This is a genomic window from Bacteroidales bacterium (assembly GCA_013141385.1).
In the GTDB taxonomy this organism is placed as follows: domain Bacteria; phylum Bacteroidota; class Bacteroidia; order Bacteroidales; family Tenuifilaceae; genus UBA8529.
Genome location: JABFRB010000024.1, coordinates 1 through 5,023 on the forward strand (window position 1 = coordinate 1; position 5,023 = coordinate 5,023).

Consider the following 5,023-nt stretch of genomic DNA (forward strand, 5'->3'; position numbering starts at 1 on the left):
CTTTAGGATCAACAGATCGATACATAAGCAAACCATTTTTCATAAACTTATTGTTCGAATGGTTGAAGGTGATCCCATTACATATCAGAATGTTAAAATTAGTGCTTAAATAAACACCTCAATAAAATAAATACAGGTGTGTTCCAATCACAGCAGTTATTTGATGCTTTACCCGATGGGTTGTTCACCAATCTTAAAGGGATTAAAACAAATGGAACCATTGATTATTCTCTAGATTTTAAGGTAAGACTCGATAACCCCGACAGCGTGTACTTAAATCCTAAATTGATTACCAGAAGTTTTGGACTTGTACAATATGGCTATAGAAACTTTAGCGCATTAAACGATACCTTTAGCCATGATGTATATGATGAAGGGCAGTATATTAGAACCATCCGTATTGATCCGAGCAATAAAAATTTCAAACGATTAGATGAGATTTCCCCGTTTATTATCAATGCTGTTGTTACCTTGGAGGATGGTGGATTCTTTACCAATCAAGGGTTTGATTTAGATGCGTTTAAATATGCTATTTCTGAGAATATTAAGCAGAAAAGATACGCCCGGGGTGGAAGCACAATAACCATGCAGCTGGTTAAAAATCTTTATCTTAATAAAAGTAAAAACTTATTCCGTAAGGCAGAGGAGTATTTAATAGTTTGGCTAATTGAGAATCAGGCAATAGTTCCGAAGGAAAGATTACTTGAGATCTATTTAAATATCATTGAATGGGGACCAAATATATATGGTGTTTCAGAAGCATGTCAATACTATTTTAGTAAAAGTCCCAAAGATGTTACACTTGACGAGGCTTTATATTTGGCAAGCATAGTTCCTCGCCCTAAAAAATTCAAATATTTATTTGAAAAGGATGGAAATCTAAAGTCGTTTATGGAGGATGATTTCAAATTCGTTAGCAATAAAATGCTATCACGAGGGATGATTTCCGAGGATCAATTTAACGATTTAACCTATAATATTAAGTTAAATGGGCAAGCAAAAAATATGCTAGCTGATACAGCTAGTACAATATCGGATTCTATAAGTATTGATGAAATTAGTATTGAGAGGGATACCGCTTTACTTTTACCTTAAATTATTGTATCTTGTTTTCGTTATTTTTTATTTAATCATATCTCTAATAAATTAACTGACTATGACTACTCAGCCATCAAAAAATGTAGAAGCAGTTGCCGAAAGCATTCAATGGTTTGGGCAGGCTTCTATTAAAATACAACAAGCAGGTAAAACAATTTACATAGATCCTTTCAATTTGAAAGTACCTGATAAGGCGGATGCTATCTTTATTACCCATCCCCATTTCGATCACTTTTCGGTTGAGGATATTAAAAGGATTGTCTCACCAGATACTGTTGTTTTTTGTCCTAGCGAGTTGAAAGAAAAAATTACAGACATTGGAATTACTAATGTTTATGGTATAAAACCTGGATTCGAGTCTGAGTGGAAAGGAATATCTATTCAGGCAGTTCCCGCATACAATATTGTTAAAGGTGACAAACATCCAAAGAGTAGTAACTGGTTGGGTTATGTTTTAACTCTGGGTCATGTTAAAGTTTACCATGCAGGGGATACTGAAAGAATACCTGAAATGCAGAACATTTCATGTGATATCATCCTCTTACCCATAGGACAGACATATACAATGAATACCATTGACGAAGCAGTAAAAGCAGTTCTTGATACAAAAGCATCTGTGGCAATTCCTATTCATTTTGGGATGTATGAAGGAAAAGTTGAAGATGCGGAGACTTTTGCAAAAATGCTTGAAGGGAATGTTAAGGTTATCATTCCAAAGCAATCAGCAAACTAGTAAGGATAAGCATAACTCTTTCTATTTAGGATGCTTTAATGTTATGGAAAACGTTTGTTACATCCTCATCCTCTTCAATCTTCTCAATTAGTTTTTCAACCTCTTCGAGTTGTTCAGGTGATAGAGATTTTGTGTCATTCGGTATCCTCTCGAAGTTGAAACTTAGAATATTCATTTTCCTATCTTCTAAAAATCGTTGGATAGGTCCAAAATTGGTGAAATCGGCAAAAATCATAATATTTTCATCCTCAGCAAAAATCTCCTCAACACCAAAATCAATTAATTCTAGTTCAAGTTCTTCGAGGTTAATACCATCCTTCATTTCCACTTTAAAAGAGCACTTGCGTTCGAAAAGAAAATCAAGCATCCCAGTGGTTCCAAGCGAGCCACCATATTTATTGAAATAGCTACGGACATTAGCTACTGTTCTTGTTGGATTATCAGTAGCTGTTTCAACAAGAACAGCTATACCATGAGCTGCGTATCCCTCATAAACAATCTCCTTATAATCCTTTTGATCTTTTTCAGTTGCCTTTTTAATTGCCCTTTCAACATTGTCCTTGGGCATGTTCTCCGATTTTGCAGTCTGAATCAGAAGCCTCAATCTTGGGTTACCTTCAGGATCGGGTCCACTAGCTTTAACAGCAATCGTAATTTCTCTGCCAATTCTAGTGAATACGCGAGCCATATTGCCCCAACGTTTCATCTTTCTAGCTTTTCTGTATTCAAACGCACGTCCCATATCAAAATCTTTAAAATGGTTAAATGATGTGCAAAGATAAAAAAGTATAGTAATGGATATTCATTCCCCTAATCAATATTTACTATTTTTATTTATCAAATAATTTCTATTTTAGTTGTTTTAATTTTCAAATCATTCTTAATTACAATAAAATAATAAGTTAGTGTATGAAAAGCCGAAGCGGAATTTCACAACGAGAGATAGATCAGATCATTAACGATTCTAAAATTTGCCATATATCAATGATTGATGCTGATGGACTTCCTTATGTACTACCATTTAACTTTGGATATAAAGATGGTCGATTATTCATTCATTGCGCCCCTGAAGGTAAAAAGATAGAGATTTGGGAAAAGAATCCAAAAGTTTGCGTTGCTTTTAGCACAGGTTATGAGATGAGAATTCAAAATGAAACCGTTGCTTGTTCATATTCTATGAAGTACCGAAGTGTGCTAATACATGGAGAATTATTGCCAATAGATGGGTATGATAGTAAAATTGAGATCCTTGAGATTATTATGGAAAAGTATTCAGGGAAAAGCAATTTCACATATAATCGACCTTCTGTAGATAATGTTAAGGTTTTTGAAATTAAAGTGGGTAGGGTAGAAGGAAGGGTTTATGGTTATTAGTTTGCTAATTGACGAGTTTCAATCAACTTAACTTTTTTTAGAAAGTTGACGAAGATCATCGAAAAAAAAACAGGATAGCTGAAAACCATATATAAAATAACCTATATTTATTACGCTAAATAATTGACTATAAAATGAAAAGTACATATTATGGCTAGTATCCGTGATTTTAAAAAAGATGTAAAATATCTAGTTAACCACTTTATTGATGAATGCTATACACAGTTGGCTTTCTCGGTTGTTTTAGATCAGGAGAATACTTTGGATATCATTTCGGATGCATTAAAATTGCGTGATGAAATCATCAGTAAATTGAATTCGAACTCTTTAAATGGAAATAAAATAGAGGGTAAATCTTATTATAATACCATTGCAGAAGATTTTTATCATCGTATAATTGAGTTAACAGAACGATTACATTCACTTGAAGATTAATATTATGAACTCATTCTTAGAATTGGCTCGTAAACGATTTAGTTGCAGATCTTTTTTGGATAAAAGTGTTCCTAAGGAGTTAATAGAGAAAATTTTTGAAACTGTAAGAATTGCGCCATCTGCTGTTAATTGTCAACCATGGCTATTTGTTATAGTCTCTGAAGGATCTTTGAAAAAACTAATTGCTTCATGTTATTCGCGACCTTGGCTTGAATTTGCTCCTGTTATTATTGTTGCTTGTGGGGATCATAGCCGTTCCTGGCGACGAGCAGATGGGAAGGATCATTGTGATATAGATATGGCAATTGCAATAGATCATTTAACTCTTGAGGCAGCAGATAATGGTCTTGCAACCTGTTGGGTATGTAAATTTGATGTAATGAAATGCTCTTCCATTTTAGAGCTACCCTCTCATATTACACCAGTGGCCTTAATACCATTGGGTTACCCTAAAGACACCATTGATTCCGAAAAACATTTAGAGAAAAGAAAATTGCTTTGCGATATAGTTTTTTGGGAGAAAATTAAATTTTAAATCCCCGTTTTAAACCGCTTAACCTCTTTTGAAAGTTTTTTGGCATTGCCTTCGGTTATTTGATCCAGAGCAGCCCAGAATTTAGGTCCATGATTTTTGTGTACTGTATGGCATAGTTCATGGAGTATAATATAATCGATAAACTCATCTGGGAGTTTCATTAAGAAGATACTTAAATTGATATTATCTTTTGATGAGCAGCTACCCCATCTACTTGTTGTTCGTTTTATACTTATTCTATTGAATTGAAACCCATATTTTTTGGCAATTAGTTCAACTCTTTGAGGAAGTATTTCCTTAGCTTCGAGTCGGTAAGCATTTTCAATCCCTTTTTTTGCAGCAATTTGTACCTGGTTGTTTGAAATATCAAGGTATTCAGGATAGAATACATTAATATTTTGGGAATCTATCTTTACTATGATTTTAGTACTGCTAACAGGAAAATAAATTAGCGTATGGGTTCTTGTCTTATAAACTCCCGATTGAATAATTAAATCCTCTCTTTTGTTGAAGTATTCAACTTTCTCGATTATCCACTCAGATTTTGATAGCACAAAGGATTCGGCACTTCTAAATGAAAGTGTACCCGGAATAGTAACTCTTACTCCAGAAGTGTTATTTATTGAAATTGATAGCCTACGTGCTCTAGAGTTTCTTTTGTAGGTAATGTTCCCAATCTTTGGGTAATTTATAATTTTCTTAGATGTATTTTGCAATTTTATTTTTTGAGGTGTTTATTTAAGCACTAATTTTAACATTCTGATATGTAATGGGATCACCTTCAACCATTCGAACAATAAGTTTATGAAAAATGGTTTGCTTATGTATCGATCTGTTGATCCTAAAGC

Annotated in this window: 7 protein-coding genes; 5 read left to right on the forward strand and 2 right to left on the reverse strand. The window is 33.7% G+C overall.

What is annotated here, in order from left to right:
• The first annotated feature begins 138 nt into the window (after positions 1-138).
• Together HOO91_15225 and HOO91_15230 are read left to right on the forward strand one after the other, a co-directional pair.
• On the forward strand, positions 139-1,095 hold the full coding sequence (locus HOO91_15225; GenBank protein ID NOU18905.1) for a transglycosylase domain-containing protein: 957 nt from the start codon (positions 139-141) through the stop codon (positions 1,093-1,095).
• Positions 1,096-1,156: 61 nt separating this feature from the next.
• Positions 1,157-1,831, forward strand: coding sequence for an MBL fold metallo-hydrolase (locus HOO91_15230; GenBank protein ID NOU18906.1), 675 nt, complete (start codon positions 1,157-1,159; stop codon positions 1,829-1,831).
• A 25-nt stretch (positions 1,832-1,856) separates the two neighbouring features.
• Here HOO91_15230 and HOO91_15235 read toward each other — a convergent pair whose 3' ends face one another.
• Complete coding sequence (locus HOO91_15235) at positions 1,857-2,573, reverse strand: YebC/PmpR family DNA-binding transcriptional regulator (GenBank protein NOU18907.1); 717 nt, start codon at positions 2,571-2,573, stop codon at positions 1,857-1,859.
• 167 nt (positions 2,574-2,740) lie between these two features.
• Between HOO91_15235 and HOO91_15240 the strand changes: the two genes are divergently transcribed.
• From HOO91_15240 to HOO91_15250, 3 genes are all read left to right on the forward strand, one after another.
• The gene (locus HOO91_15240; GenBank protein ID NOU18908.1) at positions 2,741-3,205 is read left to right on the forward strand and encodes a pyridoxamine 5'-phosphate oxidase family protein; all 465 of its coding nucleotides are present in this window, start codon (positions 2,741-2,743) and stop codon (positions 3,203-3,205) included.
• A gap of 150 nt (positions 3,206-3,355) precedes the next feature.
• Positions 3,356-3,640, forward strand: coding sequence for a hypothetical protein (locus HOO91_15245; protein ID NOU18909.1), 285 nt, complete (start codon positions 3,356-3,358; stop codon positions 3,638-3,640).
• A gap of 4 nt (positions 3,641-3,644) precedes the next feature.
• A complete protein-coding gene (locus HOO91_15250) occupies positions 3,645-4,175 on the forward strand; it encodes a nitroreductase (protein NOU18910.1) in 531 nt (176 codons plus the stop codon).
• Here the strand turns inward: HOO91_15250 and HOO91_15255 are convergent.
• Entirely contained in the window at positions 4,172-4,891 is a 720-nt protein-coding gene (locus tag HOO91_15255; GenBank protein ID NOU18911.1) for a M48 family metallopeptidase, read from the reverse strand. The two genes, HOO91_15250 and HOO91_15255, sit on opposite strands and share 4 nt — an antisense overlap.
• Between the last annotated feature and the right edge of the window lie 132 nt (positions 4,892-5,023).